Here is a 17,770-nt window from a genome sequence, read left to right as displayed (position 1 = left end):
TGCGGCGAGTGCGGAAGGGTCAGGCGGCCACGGGGACCGGGTCCGCCTTCGCGGGCTGCGCCGGGGCGGGCTCGTCCAGCGGGGAGGCCGAGGCGGAGGCGTAGGCCTCCTTGTCCAGGATTCCCTCACGGGCCGAGACGATGACCGGGACCAGTGCCTGGCCGGCCACGTTGGTGGCGGTGCGCATCATGTCCAGGATCGGGTCGATCGCCATCAGCAGGCCGACGCCCGCCAGCGGCAGGCCCAGCGTGGACAGGGTCAGCGTCAGCATGACCGTGGCGCCGGTCAGACCGGCCGTCGCGGCCGAGCCGATGACCGAGACGAAGACGATGAGCAGGTACTCCTTGATGCCCAGCTGCACGTCGAAGATCTGCGCGATGAAGATCGCGGCGAGCGCCGGGTAGATCGCGGCGCAGCCGTCCATCTTCGTGGTGGCGCCGAACGGGACGGCGAAGGAGGCGTACTCCTTCGGGACGCCGAGGCGCTCGGTGACCTTCTGGGTGACCGGCATGGTGCCGACCGAGGAGCGGGAGACGAAGGCCAGCTGGATGGCGGGCCAGGCGCCCTTGAAGAACTGCAGCGGGCTGACCTTGGCGACCGTGGCGAGCAGCAGCGGGTACACGCCGAACATCACCAGGGCGCAGCCGATGTAGATGTCGGCGGTGAAGGTCGCGTACTTGCCGATGAGCTCCCAGCCGTACGTGGCGATCGCGGTGCCGATCAGGCCGATGGTGCCGATCGGGGCGAGGCGGATGACCCACCACAGGGCCTTCTGGAGCAGCTCCAGCACGGACTCGGCGAGCTCGAGGACCGGCTTGGCCTTGTTGCCGAGCTGGAGGGCGGCGATGCCGGCGACGACGGCCAGGAAGACGATCTGAAGGACCTTCAGCTCGGTGAACGGCGTGACGATGTCCGTCGGCACGATCCCGGTCAGGAAGTCGATCCAGGAGCCGGCCTTCTTGGGCTCCTTGCCGTCGGCCGCGGTGAGGCCGGTGCCCGAGCCCGGGTCGGTCAGCAGGCCGATGGCTATGCCTATGCCGACCGCGATCAGCGAGGTGATCATGAACCAGAGCAGCGTGCGCGAGGCGAGCCGCGCGGCGTTGTTCACCTTCCGCAGGTTGGTGATGGACACCAGGATCGCGAAGAAGACGAGCGGGGCGATGGCCAGCTTCAGCAGCTGGACGAAGATGTCGCCGGTCTTCTCCAGGGTGGTGCCGAGCCAACTGACGTCCTGGCTGCGGGCGATCCAGCCGAAGAGGACGCCGAGGGCCAGACCGGCGATGATCTGGGCCCAGAAGGGGAACTTGAACGAGGCCTTGGCGGGAGCCTGGGCCTGGGGGGACGCGGACACGGACACTCTCCGGGGGTGCGCACGAAGACAGGGGGAAGTTCTGCGGGGGGGGGGGTGATGCGGTGCGGCAGCAGCCAGAAGGGCGGCCGGCCGGGACCGCTGCTGTATCGATTCAGCTCGCGATGCTGATCAACAGCAACAGGCCGCGGAGGCGCGGCGGCAGAGGTCGACGTGCAGGCGCGCCACGAGCGGGACGCTCGCGGTCATCGGGTGCGCAACTGTGGTCGACATGTTGAACACGCTAACACTTCCCCTTTGAGAATCTCAAAGGGGTTCTTTGAGGCGGCCACGCACGAACGCCCCAGCGCTGCGGGCGGTGAACCCGGCACTGGGGCGTTCGGTGTGTGATGAAGCTAACGGGAGGTCAACGCGACCCCGGCGCCAGAAGCTCAGGCGCGCGCGGCGTCGTCGGCCGCGTCCTCCTGGCTGCGGTTCGCGGCGAGCGTCTGCTTCGCGCCCGCCACGCGGCCGGAGATCTGCTGGGACATCTCGTCGCGCTGCTTGCGCAGCAGCACGAAGGAGAGCGGAGCGGAGAGGACGAGGGCCAGCAGCACGATCCAGGCGAAGTTGGCGTCCCCGAGCCCGGCGGGCACCCAGCGGAGGCGGACCAGGACGGCGACGACGACGAGGCATCCGACGAAGATGCCCAGACGCATCGCGGTGTAGCGGATCGTCGCGCTCGGCTTGAGGGACACGGTGACCCCTTCTTTCTCGTCTTCGTACGGCGGCACGTGCCCATCCAGTGAAGCACGCCGCTCGCCCTCTCCGGCCCGCTGGGGGTACCCCCGGCGGCGGCTCAGTGCAACGGCAGCAGCATCGTGATGTCGTCGCGGTCGTCGCCGGGGGCGACGCGGATGGCGTCGGGGACTCGCCCGACCTCCTTGTAGCCGCAGGACGCGTAGAAGTGCTCCAGGCCGTGGCCGCCGCGGCAGCCGAGGCGGATCGCGTCGATGCCCTCGAGGGAGCGGGCCGCGTCCGCCGCCGCGGCCATCAGGTCGCGGCCGTACCCCTTGCCCTGGTGGCGCGGGTGGACCATCACCGTGTAGGCCCACACCCAGTGCAGTTGGAGCCGGTGCGTGTTGTGGGTGAGGAAGGCGGTCGCGGCGACCTCGCCCGCCCCGTCGTGCCCGACGAGGAGCCGGGTGCCCCCGTCGGCGACCGCGGTGAGCTGCGTGATCAGCGCCGGGCGGATGTCGTCGGGGGTGACCGGGGGCACGAAGCCCACGGCGCCGCCCGCGTTGGAGACGTCGGCCCACAGCGACAGGATGCCGTCACGCAGGGCGGGGTCGATGACCGGATCCAGAGTGAAAGTAAGGGTCACAGTGGAAGATTATCCATTACCCTTACCGCTGGCAACGAAGCCCCGGCCCGCACATCGGACCGGGGCTCGCCGCATGCCTCGCGCGACGCGGCGTCAGACCCGCATCGCCTGCGGGGTCTCGCGCAGACCCGCGTCCGGGCCGGGGTACTCGCGGATGATCTCGTAGCGCGTGTTGCGCTCGACCGGGCGGAAGCCCGCCTCCCGGATCAGCTCCAGCAGATCCTCACGGCCCAGCTTGTTCGGGGTGCCGTAGTTGTCCGCGTCGTGCGTGATCTTGTACTCGACGACCGAGCCGTCCATGTCGTCCGCGCCGTGCTGGAGCGCGAGCTGGGCGGTCTGCACGCCGTGCATCACCCAGAAGACCTTGACGTGCGGCACGTTGTCGAAGAGCAGTCGCGAGACGGCGAAGGTCTTGAGCGCCTCGGCCCCCGTCGCCATGGTCGTCCGCGCCTGGAGCTTGTTGCGCACCTTGCCGTCCTGCATGTCCACGAAGTCGTGCTGGTAGCGCAGCGGGATGAAGACCTGGAAGCCGCCGGTCTCGTCCTGGAGCTCGCGCAGCCGCAGCACGTGGTCCACGCGGTGGCGCGGCTCCTCGATGTGCCCGTACAGCATCGTCGAAGGGGTCTTGAGACCCTTCGAGTGCGCCAGCCGGTGGATGCGCGACCAGTCCTCCCAGTGGGTGCGGTGGTCGACGATGTGCTGCCGGACCTCCCAGTCGAAGATCTCCGCGCCGCCGCCGGTGAGCGACTCCAGGCCGGCCTCGATCAGTTCGTCCAGGATGTCCGAGGCGGACATGCCGGAGATCGTCTCGAAGTGGTGGATCTCCGTCGCCGTGAACGCCTTCAGCGAGACGTTCGGCAGCGCCTTCTTCAGTTCGGACAGCGAGCGCGGGTAGTAGCGCCACGGCAGGTTCGGGTGCAGGCCGTTGACGATGTGCAGCTCGGTGAGGTTGTCGTTCTCCATGGCCTTGGCCAGGCGCACGGCCTCCTCGATGCGCATCGTGTACGCGTCCTTCTCGCCCGGCTTGCGCTGGAACGAGCAGTACGCGCACGAAGCGGTGCACACGTTCGTCATGTTGAGGTGGCGGTTGACGTTGAAGTGGACGACGTCGCCGTTCTTGCGCGTGCGCACCTCGTGGGCGAGGCCACCGAGCCAGGCCAGGTCGTCCGACTCGTAGAGGGCGATGCCGTCCTCACGGGTCAGCCGCTCGCCGGAGCGGACCTTCTCCTCCAGCTCGCGCTTGAGCCCAGCGTCCATGTACCGGTCGCCTCCTCTAGATGCCTGTCCTGCAACCCGACCAACCGTACTCTCAGCCTTCCTCCGGAAGTTCCCCGACCCGGTTCTCCCACTTCGTGGAGAGCACGATGGTGGTACGGGTGCGGGAGACGCCCTTGGTGCCGGAGAGCCTGCGGATGATCTTCTCCAGGCCGTCCACGTCGTTGGCGCGCACCTTCAGCATGAAGGAGTCGTCACCGGCGATGAACCAGCAGTCCTCGATCTCGGCGAGGTCTCGCAGCCGCCGGGCGACGTCCTCGTGGTCGGCGGCATCGGACATGGAGAGCCCGATCAGCGCGGTGACGCCGAGGCCGAGCGAGGCCGCGTTCACGGTCGCGCGGTAGCCGGTGATGACGCCGGCCGTCTCCAGCCGGTTGATGCGGTCGGTGACGCTGGGGCCGGAGAGGCCCACGAGACGGCCCAGCTCCGCATACGAGGCACGACCGTTCTCGCGAAGTGCCTGGATGAGCTGCCTGTCCACCGTGTCCATTACGTGGAGCCTTCCATTATTCGGCGATCCTGCAAGTCTAGGTATAGAATCTAAGGCACACAGGGTCAACGCCCTGTGAATCTTTCAACAGATCAGTGACGATCTTCAGGAGTGGTTCACCGTGTACACGATCGAGATGGCCTACGCACACATGCGACAGCTCCAGGAGCTGGCCAACCGATCCCGCACCGACCAGCCGTCCGCCGCCCACCGCGTGGACAAGACCCGCAGGCCGAGCAGCGCCAAGAAGCGCTAACCACCGCTTGCCTCCGGAGGCCGGGAGCTCCCCAGCTCCCCCTTCCGAGCGACGGCTCCGCCGAGCTCTCCCTCCCAACGGCGGTACAGCCGGTGCGGCACCCCTGCCGCGTCCAGCACCCGCCCCGCGACGAAATCCACCAGATCCTGGATGTGCGTCGCACCCGCGTAGAACGCCGGAGAGGCGGGCAGCACGATCGCGCCCGCCTCGTCCAGCGTCACCAGATGTTTCAGCGTCTGCCCGTTCAGCGGGGTCTCCCGCACACACACCACCAGCCGGCGCCGTTCCTTGAGCGTCACGCTCGCCACGCGCTGGAGCAGGTCCTTCGACAGCCCGAGCGCCACCCCCGCCACGCACGCCGTGGAGGCGGGGACGATGAGCATCCCCTTGACGGGGTACGAGCCCGAACTCGGTCCGGCCGCCAAGTCCCCGGCGCCCCAGTACCGCACGTCGCCCGTGACGGGCTCGAACGTCCCCGGCTTGCCGTCGGCGCCACGCGCCAGCCACTCCGTCAGATCGTCCCGCCAGTGCGCGTCCCGGAAGGCGATCCCGGTCTCGTCCAGCAGGGTGAGCCGCGAGGCCCGGCTGACCACCAGGTCGACGCTCTCCCCCGCCGCGAGCAGCCCGCGGAGCACCGCCGCCGCGTACGGGGTCCCGGAAGCCCCGGAAACCCCTACCACCCACGGGGTGCGCTTGCGCTCAGTCATACCTCCGAGACTATCCGGCCACCACGGGCGGGCACTCGCTAAGGTGGCCGGACGTTCCAGGGGGTGGGACGGCACGACAAGGGGGACGACGGTGAGCACGGCTCAGGACGCCTGGACACAGACCGACCGGGCGAAGGCCGCGGCCAAGCTGATGCTCGGCTGGGTGGCCCTGCTGTGGGTGATCGAGGCGATCGATTTCGCCACCGGCCACGCGCTGGACGCGTACGGGATCTTCCCCCGCGACCCCGACCGGCTGATCGGCATCGTCGCCCATCCGTTCCTGCACTTCGGCTTCGGCCACGTGGCGTCCAACAGCCTTCCGCTGCTGGTCCTCGGCTTCATCGCCGCCCTCAGCGGCATCCGCCGCTTCCTGGCCGTGAGCGCGCTGAACATCGCCGCGGTCGGCATCGGCGCCTGGCTGATCGCCCCTCCGAACAGCGTCGGGGCCGGTGCCTCGGGGCTGGTCTTCGGCCTCTTCGGCTACGTGGTCGTCCGCGGCTTCGTCGAACGCAAGCCGCTGAACGCGGCAGTGGGACTGGCCCTCGCCGCGCTCTGGGGCACCACGGCCTTCCTCGGCATCCTGCCGGCGGACGGCGTCGGCTGGTACGCCCACCTCATAGGCCTCGTGGCGGGCGTGGTGACGGCCCTCTTCTTCCGCCGGCCGGTCCGCCGCCCCGCCATCGCCTAGGCCCTGTCCGGGCCTAGAAGGTCAGGCCCCCGACCGCCAGATCCATCACGGCACACACGAACAGGGCAATCCCGATGAACCCGTTGACCGTGAAGAAGGCGCGGTTCAGACGGGACAGGTCGTGCGGCGTCACGATGGAGTGCTCGTAGAAGAACGCGCAGACCACGATCAGCAGGCCCGCCCAGAAGAACATCCCCGCGTCCGTGGCGAGGGCGTACCAGACCAGCAGGGCCGTGGTCACGACGTGCGCGCCGCGGGCCCCCCACAGGGCGGCCGGGACACCGAAGCGGGCCGGGACGGACTTGACGCCCTCCGCGCGGTCCGCGGCGACGTCCTGGGAGCCGAAGATCAGGTCGAAGCCGCCGATCCACACGCCCACCGCGAGGCCCAGGATCACCGCGTCCCACGACCACTCGCCGGTGACCGCCAGCCAGGCCCCGACCGGGCCGATCGCCTGGGCCAGGCCCAGGATGGCGTGCGGGAAGTTCGTGAACCTCTTGCCGTACGGGTACACCACCATCGGGATCACCGCGACGGGCGCCAGAGCCAGGCAGAGCGGGTTCAGCAGCGCCGCCGAGCCGAGGAAGACGACGAGCGCGATCCCCGCCCCCGTCCAGGCCGAGCGGACCGAGACCGCGCCGGTGACCAGCTCACGGCCGGCGGTGCGCGGGTTCCGCGCGTCGATCTCGCGGTCGATGATCCGGTTGGCGGCCATCGCGAAGGTCCGCAGGCCCACCATGCAGACGGTGACGAGCAGCAGCTTGCCCCAGTGCACGCTCCGGTCGAGCTGGAACATCGCGGTGAGCGCGGCGATGTAGGCGAAGGGCAGCGCGAAGACCGAGTGCTCGATCATCACGAGCCGCAGGAACGCCTTGATCTTGTTGGTGGCCTCGGGTGCGGGGCCGGGCCCGACCACTCCGTCGGCAGTGGTCATCATGCGAGGCTCCCGCGGAACTCTTCGAGGTCGGCCAGCAGCGTGGCCGTGGGGACCGGGTCCGTCTCCAGGATCAGGAAGGCCTCGGCGTCACCCTCGGGCGGGGTGATCCGGGCCGTGAAGGCGTAGTCCTCGCCGACCGGGCGGCCGTCGAGCCGCAGTACGGCGCCGGCCTCGACGGTGAACCGCCCGCCGGCGGCCAGGGCCGCCTGCAGCCGCTCGGCGAAGTCGTCCGCCTCGGAGTCGCGCAGGCCCGGCAGCTCGAAGCCGCCGCCCTCGCCGCCCTCGTCGTCGGCCCAGTCCAGCATCAGCGCCCAGATGTTGCCGGGCCCTGCGAACTCCTCCGGGGAGACGCCCGCCTCCTCGGCGGCCCGCCGGACGCCCGGGTCGGCCGGATCGAGCTCCGGGCGCACGAGGGCCACGTACGTCTCGCCGCCGAGGAAGAGGGCGGGGCCGCCCATCGCGATCGGGCTCACAGCCCGTATTCCTTCCAGCGGCGGTCCACGAGCGCGGCGGTCGCCGGGTCGGACTCGACCATGTCGGGCCAGCCGCCGTCGCGGGTGTAGCCCTCCTCGGGGAGCTTCTTGGTGGCGTCGATGCCCGCCTTGCCGCCCCAGAACTGCTGGTACGAGGCGTGGTCCAGGTGGTCCACCGGCCCCTCGACGACCGTCAGGTCCCGGGAGTAGTCCGTGTTGCCGAGCGCCCGCCAGGACACCTCGTGCAGGTCGTGGACGTCGCAGTCGGCGTCCACCACGATGATCAGCTTGGTCAGCGACATCATGTGCGCGCCCCAGATGGCGTGCATGACCTTCTGCGCGTGCTTCGGGTACTTCTTGTCGATCGAGACGATCGCGCAGTTGTGGAACCCGCCCGACTCGGGCAGGTGGTAGTCCACGATGTCCGGCACGATGATCTTGAGGAGCGGGAGGAAGAAGCGTTCCGTCGCGCGGCCCAGCGGGCCGTCCTCGGTCGGCGGGCGGCCCACCACGATCGACTGGATCAGCGGGCGCTTGCGCATGGTCACGCAGTCGATCTTCAGCGCCGGGAACGGCTCCTGCGGGGTGTAGAAGCCGGTGTGGTCGCCGAAGGGGCCCTCCGGGAGCGTCTCCCCCGGCTCCAGCCAGCCCTCGATCACGACCTCCGCGTTGGCCGGGACCTGGAGCGGCACGGTCTTGCAGTCGACCATCTCGATGCGCTTGCCGGCGACGAAGCCGGCGAAGAGGTACTCGTCGATGTCGCCGGGCAGCGGCGCGGTGGACGCGTACGTCACCGCGGGCGGGCAGCCGAAGGCGATCGCGACCGGCAGCCGCTCACCGCGCTTGGCGGCCACCGCGTAGTGGTTGCGGCTGTCCTTGTGGATCTGCCAGTGCATGCCGATGGTGCGCTTGTCGTGGCGCTGGAGGCGGTAGAGGCCGAGGTTGCGCACGCCGGTCTCGGGGTGCTTGGTGTGGGTGAGGCCCAGGTTGAAGAAGGAGCCGCCGTCCTTGGGCCACGTGAAGAGGGCCGGGAGCTGGTCGAGGTCCACGTCGTCGCCGGTGAGGACGACCTCCTGGACGGGCGCGGCGTCGCCCTTCACCTTCTTCGGCGGCACGTGCACCATCGAGCCGAGCTTGCCGAAGGCCTCGCGGACCCCGATGAAGCCCTGCGGCAGCTCCGGCTTGAGCAGGCCGCCGATCTTCTCGCTGATCTCGCCGTACGACTTCAGGCCCAGCGCCTTCAGCAGGCGCCGGTCGGTGCCGAAGACGTTCATGGCCAGCGGCATCGCCGAGCCCTTGACGTTCTCGAAGAGGAGGGCCGGGCCCCCCGCCTTGTTCACTCTGTCGACGATCTCCCCCACCTCGAGATGGGGGTCGACTTCGGCCTTGATGCGCTTGAGGTCGCCCTCCCGCTCCAGAGCCCGGAGCAGCGAGCGGAGATCGTCGTAAGCCATAGGGCTCAGTATCCGTCACCAACTACCCTTGAAGGGTCACCGGGGCCCTTCGCGGGCCCGCCGTCACTGCCCGGGAGTCGGTCCCACACCGTGCTGCGCTATCTGCCGTTCCTGCTGATCCTCGCGCTGACCATCTACGCCTTCATCGACTGCCTGAACACGCCGGAGGAAGAGGTCAAGCACCTGCCCAAGGTGGTCTGGGTGATCATCATCCTGCTCTTCTCCATCGTCGGGCCGGTGGTGTGGCTGTACGCGGGGAAGAAGCGGGCCGCGGCCGGCGGCGGCCGGGCGCGCCGGGCCCAGTGGGTCGCGCCCGACGACAACCCGGAGTTCCTGAAGTCCCTGCGCGACGAGCAGGAGAAGGACAAGGGCACGGGCACGGACAAGGGCACGGACTAGCCGCACGGACCAGCCGTTCGCCCGCGCGCGGCTCCTACGCCCTCGAGAGGGACGCGTAGTCCTCGCGCAGCGCGGCCCAGCGGGTGGCGGTCCAGGCGGCCCAGTTCGCCGGCCGTCCGCCAAGCGCGGACTCCAGCAGCTCGAAGTGCGCGTGCCAGCCGGCCAGGGAGTCCAGCCGCTCGCTCTCCGGTCCGCTCCGCTCGTTCACGAAACGGATGACCGTCGAGTCGGTCCCCACCGGCTCCAGGTGGAAGCGGATCCGCTCGTGCCCGGTCACCGTGTACTCGACGACCCGCTCGACGTCCCAGGCCGTGACGCGTCCGGTGGCCACCGTCCCGATGCTTTGAAAAGGACCTGCCGGCCAGCGGAGCGTGACCGCCCCGCCGAGCCTGCGCTCCAGGACCTCCGCCTCGGCCAGCCAGCCGCGCAGGCCGTCGGGCGTCGTCAGGGCCGGCCAGAGCGCTTCGTAGGCGTACGGAAAGTGCAGCTCGAAGCGGATCCGCCAGCGGTCCTCGCCGCGGCCCTCGCTGGTGCCATGACTCACAGGAGGCATGACACCAGCGTCCCACTCCTGCCGGTCAGACGCCCGCGTACGAGTGCTTGCCGCTGAGCAGGATGTTCACGCCGTAGTAGTTCCAGATCCAGCAGGCGAAGGCGAAGAGCGCCAGGTAGGCGGCCTTGCGGCCCTTCCAGCCGGCGGTGGCGCGTGCGTGCAGGTAGCAGGCGTACGCCACCCAGGTCACGAAGGACCAGACCTCCTTGGGGTCCCAGCCCCAGTAGCGGCCCCAGGCGTCGCCCGCCCAGATCGCGCCCGCGATGATCGTGAAGGTCCACAGCGGGAAGACGGCCGCGTTGATGCGGTAGGAGAACTTGTCGAGCGAGGCCGCCGAGGGCAGCCGCTCCATGACGGACGAGAAGAACTTCCCCGCGGTCCTGCCCGCCGCGAGCCTGCCCTCGTAGGCGTCGCGGAAGAGGTAGAGCACCGCTCCGGCCGCGCCGATGTAGAAGACGGCGCCGCAGAAGATCGCGGTGGAGACGTGGATCCACAGCCAGTACGAGTGCAGGGCCGGGACCAGCTGGTCGCTGTCGGTGTAGAGCCAGGTCACGGCGATGCCGAGGTCCAGCAGGACGGTGGTGACCAGGATCAGGCCGAGCCAGCGGACGTTCTTCTTCAGCGCGAGCAGCACCAGGTACGCGCCGACGGCCACCGTGGAGAAGGTGATCGAGAACTCGTACATGTTGCCCCAGGGGGCCCGCTGCACCGACATCGCGCGGGAGACGACGCCGGCCGCCTCGATGAGGAAGGCGAGCGCGGTCAGCGAGACCGCGATCCGCCCGTACAGGTCGCCCTGCGCGGTGCCGCCCGCGGCGCCCGGGCCGTCGGGCACGTCACGCGTGCCCGCGGCGGAGCGGGTGACGACCTTCGGCGCGTCGAGGACGGCCGTGCTGCCCGCCTTGCCCCGGACCTTTACGGCGGGGGCGGCGGGCGCGGCGGCGCCCTTGGCCGGGGTCAGCGCGGCGGCCGTACGGGCCACCTTGCTGCGGCTGCCGAAGGTCCACTCGGCGATGTGCGCGAAGAAGGCGAGCATGTAGACCGCCATCGACGAATAGACCAGGTAATTGCTGATCTGAGCCAGGTTCTCGTTGGCTGCGGCAGCGAGCGGCGTCATCCGCGCTCTCCTTCGGGGGTTTCTTCGACAGGTTCGGCGGGCGTCGCGGTCGGCGCCTGCTCGTGCAGCGTGGCGGCGAGCTGCCCCAGCTCCTCGGGGAGCTTGGCGGACTCGCTGCGGCCGAGGCCCGCCATCTCGACGACGGTTACGCCGTCCTCGCCGGTCACCGCGCGGACCCAGATCCGGCGGCGCTGGATGAACAGCGATCCGGCCAGGCCCGCGATGGCGGCGATCGCGCCCGCGAGGGCGAGGCCACTGCCCGGCTGGTGGGTGACGGAGAAGGTGGCCCAGCGCTCGATGCTCTCGAACTTCACGGTGCCCGCGCCGTCGGGCAGGTCCATCGACTCTCCGGGCAGCAGCATCTTGGCGAGCGGGTCGCCGTTCTCCTTCTTGAACTGCTGCATCTTGGACGTGTTCAGCTGGTACACGTTCTGCGGCAGGCCCGAGTCCACGCCGAGGCTGCCGTGGTAGGCGTTCAGGGCGATCACGGGGAAGTTCGCGTCCGGGAACTGGGAGAGCATCGTGCCCTTGCCCTTGCCCGCGAAGGTCGGCACGAACTGGGCGGAGAAGCCGAGCTGCTCCTTCTCGCCGCTCTTGTTCTTGTAGCCGTCGGTGACCTTGATGGCGCCGGCCGAGGTGAGGTTGGAGTCCTGCGGCAGCATCGGCACGGCGTCCCGGAAGACGACCTTGCCGGTGGCATCGGTCACCGACATGACCGGCGCGTAGCCGTGGCCGAGCAGGTAGACCTTGGAGCCGTCGATCTCGAGAGGCTTGTTGACCTCGATCTCGGCCTTACTGGGCTTGCCGTGGGCGCCCTCGCTGTAGGTGACGTACGCCTTGAAGTCGCGCGGGGTGCCCTTCTGCGGGCCGCTCTCCTCGAACGTGGCATCGAACTTGTCGAGGGTGAAGCTGAAGGGCGGCAGGTCGTCGGGATCGAACATGCTGCCCGACTTGAAGTCGTCGTACTGGGTGAGCGTGTTCGAGAAGCCGCCGCCGCGCAGGACGAGCTTGCCGCCCTCGGACATGAAGAGCTTGCCCCAGGCGAAGGCCACGAGCATCACGATGAGCGCGATGTGGAAGATCAGGTTCCCGGCCTCGCGGAGGTAGCCCTTCTCCGCCGCGACGTGGCCGTTGCCGGCCTCGATGCGGAAGCGGCGCCGGCCGAGCAGCGTCTTCGCGTACGCGAGGACCTCGTCCGGGGTCTTCTCGGTGCGCCACGTGGTGTGCGCGGGGAGCCGGTCGAGGCGGCGGGGGGCGGCCGGCGGGCGGCCCCGGAGCTGGCCGACGAACTGCCAGGTGCGGGGCAGGATGCAACCGATGAGCGAGACGAAGAGCAGGATGTAGATCGCGGAGAACCAGAACGAGGTGTAGACGTCGAAGAGCTGGAGCTTCTCGGCGACGGTCACCCAGGACGGGTTGAGCTTCTTCCATTCGGCGACCTTCATCAGGTCGACGGAGTTCTGCGGGATGAGGGAGCCGGGGATCGCGCCGAGGGACAGCAGGAAGAGCAGGATCAACGCCACCCGCATGGAGGTGAGCTGCCGCCAGACCCAGCGGGCCCAGCCGATCACGCCGATGCCTACGGGACCACTGTCCTCGACGGGGGCGGTGGAGAGCTGGGAACCGGCTGCGCCGAGCGCCGGTTCGGAGTCGTGCGACGCCTCGGTGGGCGTGTTGTCTGTCGTACTCATGTCCGTGTAGTCCTCAGATCCCCACCGTGAAGCCTTGGGTCCAGCTCTGCATGTCGCTGACGATGCTGTCCCACATTCCTGTGACGAGCAGCAGGCCGGTGACGATCAGCATGCCGCCACCGATGCGCATCACCCACGCGTAGTGCTTCTTCACCCAGCCGAACGCACCCAGCGCCTTGCGGAAGGCGATCGCGGCGAGGATGAAGGGCAGGCCGAGGCCCAGGCAGTAGACCACGGTCAGCAGCGCCCCGCGGCCCGCACTCGCCTGGTCGATGGAGAGGGTGTTGACGGCGGCGAGGGTCGGGCCCATGCAGGGGGTCCAGCCGACGCCGAAGAGCACGCCGAGCAGGGGCGCACCGACCAGTCCCGCCGTCGGCTTCTTGTGGAAGCGGAACTCCCGCATCGTCAGACCCGGGATCGCCCCCATGAAGAAGAGGCCCATGACGATCACCAGCCCGCCCAGGACCCGGGAGATGATCTCCTTGTTCTCCTGGAGGCTCTCGCCGAAGTAGCCGAAGAGCGCGCCCGTGGACACGAAGACGGCGGTGAACCCGGCGATGAACAGGCTCGCGCCCGCCAGCATCCGTCCGCGCCGCGCCTCGGCGAGGTCGGCGCCGCTGACGCCGGTCACGTAGGAGAGGTAGCCGGGGACCAGCGGCAGCACGCAGGGCGAGAAGAAGGAGACCAGCCCGGCGAGGAGCGAGATGGGCAGGGCGAGCAGCAGCGCACCGTTCAGGACCGTCTCGTTCACGCCGGTGACCTCGGCTGCGAGGACGTACTCGACCACGAGGTCACTTCTCCGCGAGGAGCGGGTCGATCATGGAGCGCAGTTGCGTTTCGTTGACCGCGATCAAAGTGCGGGCTGCGATCTTGCCCTCCTTGTCGAGGACGATCGTGGAGGGGATGGCCTGCGGGTTGAGCGTGCCCTTGGGGAAGCGCAGCATCAGCTTTCCGTCGGGGTCGTAGAGGCTCGGGTAGGTGATCCCGTAGCTCTCCTCGAAGGCGGTCGCGTTCTGCGTGCTGTTGTCGCGGGTGTTGATGCCGACGAAGGCGACGTCCTTGCCCGCGTCGGCGAGCTCCTTGGAGACCTTCGCGAAGCCCGGGGCCTCGGCCCGGCACGGCGGGCACCAGGAGCCCCACACGTTGAGGACGACGATCTTGCCCTTGAGCTCGGTGGTGTCGAGGGTCTTGCCGTCGACGGTCGCGCCGTCGAGCTTCGGGGCCTCGTCGCGCTCGCCCTTGGCGACGGTGGAGATGCCGCCCTTGCCCACGACGTAGTTTCCGCCGGCGCTGCCGGAGGACTTGCTGCCGCCGTCCGCATCCTCGCAGGACGTCAGGGTCATGACGCCCGCGACGGTCACCGCGGTCAGCAGGAGGCGGCCGCTGGTCGAGCGGCGGCGGGGGGCGCGGCTAAGGCTCATGTGAAAAGTTTCGCATGGGCGAAATGCGGATCTACCGCACCCCCCGAGGGGCCGTGAAGGTGCTGGTCAGGCGGCGGCGAGGTACGCGGCCCAGCCGACTGCGGGTGACTGGCCGGGGCCGAGGGCGCGGAGCTTGGCGAGCACCTTGGGGTCCTGGACGTCCAGCCAGTCGGTGAACTGCCGGAAGGATACGAGCCGTACATCCCTTTTGTCCGCCATGCCCTTGAGGGCTTCCTCGACGGCGTCCATGTAGATGCCGCCGTTCCATTCCTCGAAGTGGTTGCCGATGAAGAGCGGCGCGCGGTTGGTCTCGTAGGCCCGCCGGAAGCCGCCCAGGTAGGTAGCGGTGGCCTGGGTGCGCCAGCCCGGATAGTTGGCGGGGACGCCCTTGGTGGTGTTCTTCGACTGGTTGGCGAGGATGTTGTAGTCCATCGACAGCACCTCGAAGGAGTGCCCGGGGAAGGGCAGGGACTGCAGCGGCAGGTCCCAGACGCCCGCCTTCTTCACCGGCCAGACCTGGAGGCCGCCGGGCGAGCTGGAGTCGTAGCGCCAGCCCAGCCTGTGGGCGGTCGGCAGCAGGTTGTCCTGGCCGAGCAGGCAGGGGGTGCGGGCGCCCGCCAGTTCGCGGCGGTAGTCGAAGGGCAGGGGTTCGAGGTCGGTGAAGCCGGTGTTGGTGCGCCAGTTGGTGACGAAGGACACGGCCTGGTCGATCTCGCTCTGCCAGTCGTCCGCGGTCCACCTGCCGACCGAGCCGGAGCCGCCGCAGAAGTGGCCGTTGAAGTGGGTGCCTATCTCGTGCCCGTCGAGCCAGGCCTCGCGGACGTACTTCAGGGTGGAGCGGACGTTCTCGTCCTTGAGGTAGCCGATGTCCGAGGCTCCGACGGGGTTGTTCGGCGGCTGGTAGAGGCTCTTCTTCGATTCGGGCAGGAGGTAGATGCCGGAGAGGAAGAAGGTCATGCCCGCGCCGTGGTCCTTGGCGAGCTTGAGGAAGCGCGGGAAGAGGCCGTTGCCGATCTCACCCGCGCCGTCCCAGCTGAAGACGACGAACTGCGGCGGGGTCTCGCCCGGCTGGAGGGGCACGGGCTTGTCCGGCTGGTTGGGCTGTGGCCCGGTGTCGGCGGTGGAGCCGTCACCGATGGGCTTGGCCGGCGGCGGTCCGGATGCGGCGGGGCCCAGTGGGCCGGGCTTGCCCGGGCCGGATCCGCCGCCGCCACACCCCGCGATGCCCGCGGCCGCGGCACCCAGTCCGAGCCCGAGCACTCCCCTTCGGCTGAAGTCGCGCATGTCACCGTCCCGTCGTCAGACCCAAAGGCGCATGTTCGTTATATAAACGGACAATTAGCCTGAGTTTGTGTGCTGACACGGTGATTCCCGCGCGTCTTGTATTTATTTAGGTAAAGCTGTAACAGATCGTCACAGAGTGTGGATCAACGAGCTGCGGATCAGGCGCCGAAGGCCTTGGACTTCCCCTTCACCGGCTTCGCCCCGGCCAGCAGATGCGCGGGCACCAGGTCCCGGGCCGGCTCGCTGTAGCCCACCGACACCAGCCGGTCGCCCTGGTACGTGAAGGACGTCATCGAGGCGAGCGTGCACTGGCGGCGCCGCGGGTCGTGCCACAGCCGGCGCTTCTCCGCGAAGCTGCGCACGATCCAGATCGGCAGCTGGTGGCTGACCGCCACCGCCTCGTGGCCTCGGGCCGCGTCGCGCGCGGCCTCCAGCGCGCTCATCATCCGGACCACCTGCTCGACGTACGGCTCGCCCCAGGAGGGCTTGAACGGGTTCGTCAGGTGCTTCCAGTTGCCGGGCTTGCGCAGCGCGCCGTCGCCGACGCCGAAGGTCTTGCCCTCGAAGACGTTCTCCGCCTCCAGCAGGCGCCGGTCCGTGGCCAGGTCCAGGCCGTGGCTCTTGGCGATCGGCGCCGCCGTCTCCTGGGCCCGCTCCAGCGGGGAGGACACCACGTAGGCGATGTCCCGGTTCTCCAGGTGCTCGGCGACCCGGTCCGCCATCTGCCGGCCCAGCTCGGACAGGTGGTAGCCCTCGCGGCGCCCGTACAGGACCCCGTCCGGGTTGTGCACCTCGCCGTGGCGCACCAGGTGGACGACGGTGATCTCGCTGCTGCTCATGCGGTGGCCTCCGCGGCGGCCCGGGCGGCGGCCGGCAGGGCGGCCGCGATCCGCTCGACCGCCCGCTCGTCGTGGGCGGTGGACACGAACCAGGACTCGAAGGCGGACGGCGGCAGGTAGACGCCCTGCGCCAGCATCGAGTGGAAGAAGCCGTTGAAGCGGAAGCTCTCCTGCTTCTTGGCGTCGTCGTAGTTGCGGACCTCGTCCTCGGTGAAGAAGACGGAGAACATGTTGGACGCGGTCTGCAGCCGGTGCGCCACGCCCTCCTTGGCGAGCGCCGCCGTGACCAGGCCCTGGATCTCCTTCGAGACCGCGTCGACCTTCTCGTACGCGGCAGCGTCCAGCAGGCGCAGCTGCGCGAGGCCCGCGGCGGTGGCGATCGGGTTACCGGAGAGCGTGCCCGCCTGGTAGACCGGGCCGGCCGGGGCCAGGTGGCCCATGACGTCGGCGCGGCCGCCGAAGGCCGCGGCCGGGAAGCCGCCGCCCATGACCTTGCCGAAGGTCATCAGGTCCGGCTTGACCCCGTCGACCCCGTACCAGCCGGCCCGGCTCGTACGGAAGCCCGTCATGACCTCGTCGGAGATGTACAGGGCGCCGTTCTCGCGGCAGAGGTCGGCGAGCCCCTGGTTGAAGCCCTCGGCCGGGGTCACGACGCCCATGTTGCCGGGCGCGGCCTCGGTGATCACGCAGGCGATCTCGCCGGCGTGCGCGGCGAAGGCCGCCCGGACCGCCTCGATGTCGTTGTAGGGGAGGACGATCGTGTCGCCCGCCTGTGCGCCCGTGACTCCGGGGGTGTCGGGCAGCGCGAAGGTCGCGAGCCCGGAACCGGCGGCGGCCAGCAGCGCGTCCACGTGGCCGTGGTAGCAGCCTGCGAACTTCACGATCTTGGCCCGGCCGGTGAAGCCGCGCGCCAGGCGGATCGCCGACATCGTGGCCTCCGTCCCGGAGGAGACGAGACGCACCTGCTCGACGGGTTCGATGCGCGCGACGATCTCCTCGGCGAGCGCGACCTCGCCCTCGCCGGGCGTGCCGAAGGAGGTGCCGCGGGCGACGGCCGCCTGGACGGCCTCGATCACCTCGGGGTGCGAGTGGCCCAGGATCATCGGACCCCACGAGCACACGAGGTCGACGTACTCTCGACCATCGGCGTCGGTGAGGTACGGACCGGTGCCGGACACCATGAACCGGGGCGTACCACCCACGGCGCGGAAGGCCCGCACCGGAGAGTTCACGCCGCCGGGCGTCACGAGGGAGGCGCGCTCGAAGAGCGTCTGCGAAACTGGGGCTTCATACGGGTACGGGTAGCTCACACCAGCCATGGTCTCAGAGGCCGCGACAGACTTGCGGACGGGCGTTTCACCGCGCCGCCGCGGGGGAGGTCACTGCCATGATGATCAGGCTGCGTGGCGGGGGCCGCGGAGCCGGGGCAAGCAAGACCAGTCGGGTGGAGATATGCAACGCGGTGGTGGACCGGGCGAGGGTACGGACGGCCTCGATCCGCAGCGCGCCCGCGA

Annotated in this window: 20 protein-coding genes; 3 read left to right on the top strand and 17 right to left on the bottom strand. The window is 69.6% G+C overall.

Going from position 1 to position 17,770, the window contains the following annotated elements; all coding sequences use genetic code 11:
* Window positions 1-19: 19 nt before the first annotated feature.
* The 5 genes from OHA89_RS21455 to OHA89_RS21435 form a co-directional block, all read right to left on the bottom strand.
* Window positions 20-1,351 (bottom strand): dicarboxylate/amino acid:cation symporter, encoded by a 1,332-nt coding sequence (locus OHA89_RS21455; RefSeq protein ID WP_406366854.1) that lies wholly within the window; start codon window positions 1,349-1,351, stop codon window positions 20-22.
* Window positions 1,352-1,740: 389 nt separating this feature from the next.
* A complete protein-coding gene (locus OHA89_RS21450) occupies window positions 1,741-2,082 on the bottom strand; it encodes a DUF4229 domain-containing protein (RefSeq protein ID WP_323179938.1) in 342 nt (113 codons plus the stop codon).
* 65 nt (window positions 2,083-2,147) lie between these two features.
* Entirely contained in the window at window positions 2,148-2,672 is a 525-nt protein-coding gene (locus tag OHA89_RS21445; RefSeq protein ID WP_257555780.1) for a GNAT family N-acetyltransferase, read from the bottom strand.
* A gap of 93 nt (window positions 2,673-2,765) precedes the next feature.
* Complete coding sequence (gene mqnE, locus OHA89_RS21440) at window positions 2,766-3,929, bottom strand: aminofutalosine synthase MqnE (RefSeq protein WP_069920704.1); 1,164 nt, start codon at window positions 3,927-3,929, stop codon at window positions 2,766-2,768.
* Window positions 3,930-3,981: 52 nt separating this feature from the next.
* Window positions 3,982-4,437 carry an Lrp/AsnC family transcriptional regulator gene (locus OHA89_RS21435; protein ID WP_257555779.1) on the bottom strand — a complete coding sequence of 152 codons (456 nt, stop codon included), beginning with the start codon at window positions 4,435-4,437 and terminating at the stop codon, window positions 3,982-3,984.
* Window positions 4,438-4,558: 121 nt separating this feature from the next.
* On the opposite strand from OHA89_RS21435, the gene OHA89_RS21430 reads away from it, so the two are divergent.
* A complete protein-coding gene (locus OHA89_RS21430; RefSeq protein ID WP_257555778.1) occupies window positions 4,559-4,693 on the top strand; it encodes a hypothetical protein in 135 nt (44 codons plus the stop codon).
* On the opposite strand, the gene OHA89_RS21425 is transcribed toward OHA89_RS21430, so the two are convergent.
* Window positions 4,690-5,400, bottom strand: a complete 711-nt coding sequence (locus OHA89_RS21425; RefSeq protein WP_266609366.1) for a UbiX family flavin prenyltransferase — start codon at window positions 5,398-5,400, stop codon at window positions 4,690-4,692. The two genes, OHA89_RS21430 and OHA89_RS21425, sit on opposite strands and share 4 nt — an antisense overlap.
* A 91-nt stretch (window positions 5,401-5,491) precedes the next feature.
* Between OHA89_RS21425 and OHA89_RS21420 the strand changes: the two genes are divergently transcribed.
* On the top strand, window positions 5,492-6,088 hold the full coding sequence (locus tag OHA89_RS21420) for a rhomboid family intramembrane serine protease (RefSeq protein WP_406366852.1): 597 nt from the start codon (window positions 5,492-5,494) through the stop codon (window positions 6,086-6,088).
* Between the two features lie 13 nt (window positions 6,089-6,101).
* On the opposite strand, the gene mqnP is transcribed toward OHA89_RS21420, so the two are convergent.
* From mqnP to OHA89_RS21405, 3 genes are read right to left on the bottom strand one after another with little or no spacing between them, the layout of a single operon-like run.
* On the bottom strand, window positions 6,102-7,022 hold the full coding sequence (gene mqnP, locus OHA89_RS21415; protein WP_266612348.1) for a menaquinone biosynthesis prenyltransferase MqnP: 921 nt from the start codon (window positions 7,020-7,022) through the stop codon (window positions 6,102-6,104).
* Window positions 7,022-7,498, bottom strand: coding sequence for a hypothetical protein (locus tag OHA89_RS21410; protein ID WP_257555776.1), 477 nt, complete (start codon window positions 7,496-7,498; stop codon window positions 7,022-7,024). The genes mqnP and OHA89_RS21410 overlap by 1 nt, the downstream gene beginning before the upstream one ends.
* The gene (locus OHA89_RS21405; RefSeq protein WP_215146557.1) at window positions 7,495-8,952 is read right to left on the bottom strand and encodes a menaquinone biosynthesis decarboxylase; all 1,458 of its coding nucleotides are present in this window, start codon (window positions 8,950-8,952) and stop codon (window positions 7,495-7,497) included. Before OHA89_RS21405 ends, OHA89_RS21410 begins: the two co-directional genes overlap by 4 nt.
* 90 nt (window positions 8,953-9,042) lie before the next feature.
* Here OHA89_RS21405 and OHA89_RS21400 point away from each other — a divergent pair, with 90 nt between their 5' ends.
* The gene (locus OHA89_RS21400; RefSeq protein WP_266609365.1) at window positions 9,043-9,351 is read left to right on the top strand and encodes a PLD nuclease N-terminal domain-containing protein; all 309 of its coding nucleotides are present in this window, start codon (window positions 9,043-9,045) and stop codon (window positions 9,349-9,351) included.
* 34 nt (window positions 9,352-9,385) lie between these two features.
* Here the strand turns inward: OHA89_RS21400 and OHA89_RS21395 are convergent, their stop codons facing one another.
* The 8 genes from OHA89_RS21395 to hemL form a co-directional block, all read right to left on the bottom strand.
* Window positions 9,386-9,904 (bottom strand): SRPBCC domain-containing protein, encoded by a 519-nt coding sequence (locus OHA89_RS21395; protein ID WP_406366851.1) that lies wholly within the window; start codon window positions 9,902-9,904, stop codon window positions 9,386-9,388.
* Window positions 9,905-9,929: 25 nt separating this feature from the next.
* Entirely contained in the window at window positions 9,930-11,021 is a 1,092-nt protein-coding gene (ccsB, locus tag OHA89_RS21390; RefSeq protein ID WP_266609364.1) for a c-type cytochrome biogenesis protein CcsB, read from the bottom strand.
* Window positions 11,018-12,712, bottom strand: coding sequence for a cytochrome c biogenesis protein ResB (locus OHA89_RS21385; RefSeq protein WP_266609363.1), 1,695 nt, complete (start codon window positions 12,710-12,712; stop codon window positions 11,018-11,020). Before OHA89_RS21385 ends, ccsB begins: the two co-directional genes overlap by 4 nt.
* Window positions 12,713-12,725: 13 nt before the next feature.
* Entirely contained in the window at window positions 12,726-13,499 is a 774-nt protein-coding gene (locus OHA89_RS21380) for a cytochrome c biogenesis CcdA family protein (RefSeq protein WP_215146552.1), read from the bottom strand.
* Window positions 13,500-13,503: 4 nt separating this feature from the next.
* Entirely contained in the window at window positions 13,504-14,133 is a 630-nt protein-coding gene (locus OHA89_RS21375; protein WP_266609362.1) for a TlpA disulfide reductase family protein, read from the bottom strand.
* A gap of 66 nt (window positions 14,134-14,199) precedes the next feature.
* A complete protein-coding gene (locus OHA89_RS21370) occupies window positions 14,200-15,417 on the bottom strand; it encodes a hypothetical protein (protein ID WP_406366850.1) in 1,218 nt (405 codons plus the stop codon).
* A gap of 158 nt (window positions 15,418-15,575) precedes the next feature.
* Window positions 15,576-16,256: a histidine phosphatase family protein gene (locus tag OHA89_RS21365; protein ID WP_215146549.1), complete on the bottom strand. Its 681-nt coding sequence runs from the start codon at window positions 16,254-16,256 to the stop codon at window positions 15,576-15,578.
* The gene (gene hemL / locus OHA89_RS21360) at window positions 16,253-17,575 is read right to left on the bottom strand and encodes a glutamate-1-semialdehyde 2,1-aminomutase (RefSeq protein ID WP_266609360.1); all 1,323 of its coding nucleotides are present in this window, start codon (window positions 17,573-17,575) and stop codon (window positions 16,253-16,255) included. The genes OHA89_RS21365 and hemL overlap by 4 nt, the downstream gene beginning before the upstream one ends.
* Window positions 17,576-17,770: the final 195 nt, after the last annotated feature.

The organism is Streptomyces sp. NBC_01546 (assembly GCF_045208355.1).
Classification (GTDB): domain Bacteria; phylum Actinomycetota; class Actinomycetes; order Streptomycetales; family Streptomycetaceae; genus Streptomyces.
Note: the sequence above shows the minus strand (reverse complement) of the source record. Positions and strands in the feature narration are given on the sequence as shown.

Coding starts and splice junctions, on each gene's coding strand:
- mqnE (WP_069920704.1), bottom strand. CDS start 3,929: ATGGACGCTGGGCTCAAGCGCGAGCTGGAGGAGAAGGTCCGCTCCGGC.
- OHA89_RS21435 (WP_257555779.1), bottom strand. CDS start 4,437: ATGGACACGGTGGACAGGCAGCTCATCCAGGCACTTCGCGAGAACGGT.
- OHA89_RS21425 (WP_266609366.1), bottom strand. CDS start 5,400: ATGACTGAGCGCAAGCGCACCCCGTGGGTGGTAGGGGTTTCCGGGGCT.
- mqnP (WP_266612348.1), bottom strand. CDS start 7,022: ATGACCACTGCCGACGGAGTGGTCGGGCCCGGCCCCGCACCCGAGGCC.
- OHA89_RS21405 (WP_215146557.1), bottom strand. CDS start 8,952: ATGGCTTACGACGATCTCCGCTCGCTGCTCCGGGCTCTGGAGCGGGAG.
- OHA89_RS21395 (WP_406366851.1), bottom strand. CDS start 9,904: ATGCCTCCTGTGAGTCATGGCACCAGCGAGGGCCGCGGCGAGGACCGC.
- ccsB (WP_266609364.1), bottom strand. CDS start 11,021: ATGACGCCGCTCGCTGCCGCAGCCAACGAGAACCTGGCTCAGATCAGC.
- OHA89_RS21385 (WP_266609363.1), bottom strand. CDS start 12,712: ATGAGTACGACAGACAACACGCCCACCGAGGCGTCGCACGACTCCGAA.
- OHA89_RS21375 (WP_266609362.1), bottom strand. CDS start 14,133: ATGAGCCTTAGCCGCGCCCCCCGCCGCCGCTCGACCAGCGGCCGCCTC.
- OHA89_RS21370 (WP_406366850.1), bottom strand. CDS start 15,417: ATGCGCGACTTCAGCCGAAGGGGAGTGCTCGGGCTCGGACTGGGTGCC.
- OHA89_RS21365 (WP_215146549.1), bottom strand. CDS start 16,256: ATGAGCAGCAGCGAGATCACCGTCGTCCACCTGGTGCGCCACGGCGAG.
- hemL (WP_266609360.1), bottom strand. CDS start 17,575: ATGGCTGGTGTGAGCTACCCGTACCCGTATGAAGCCCCAGTTTCGCAG.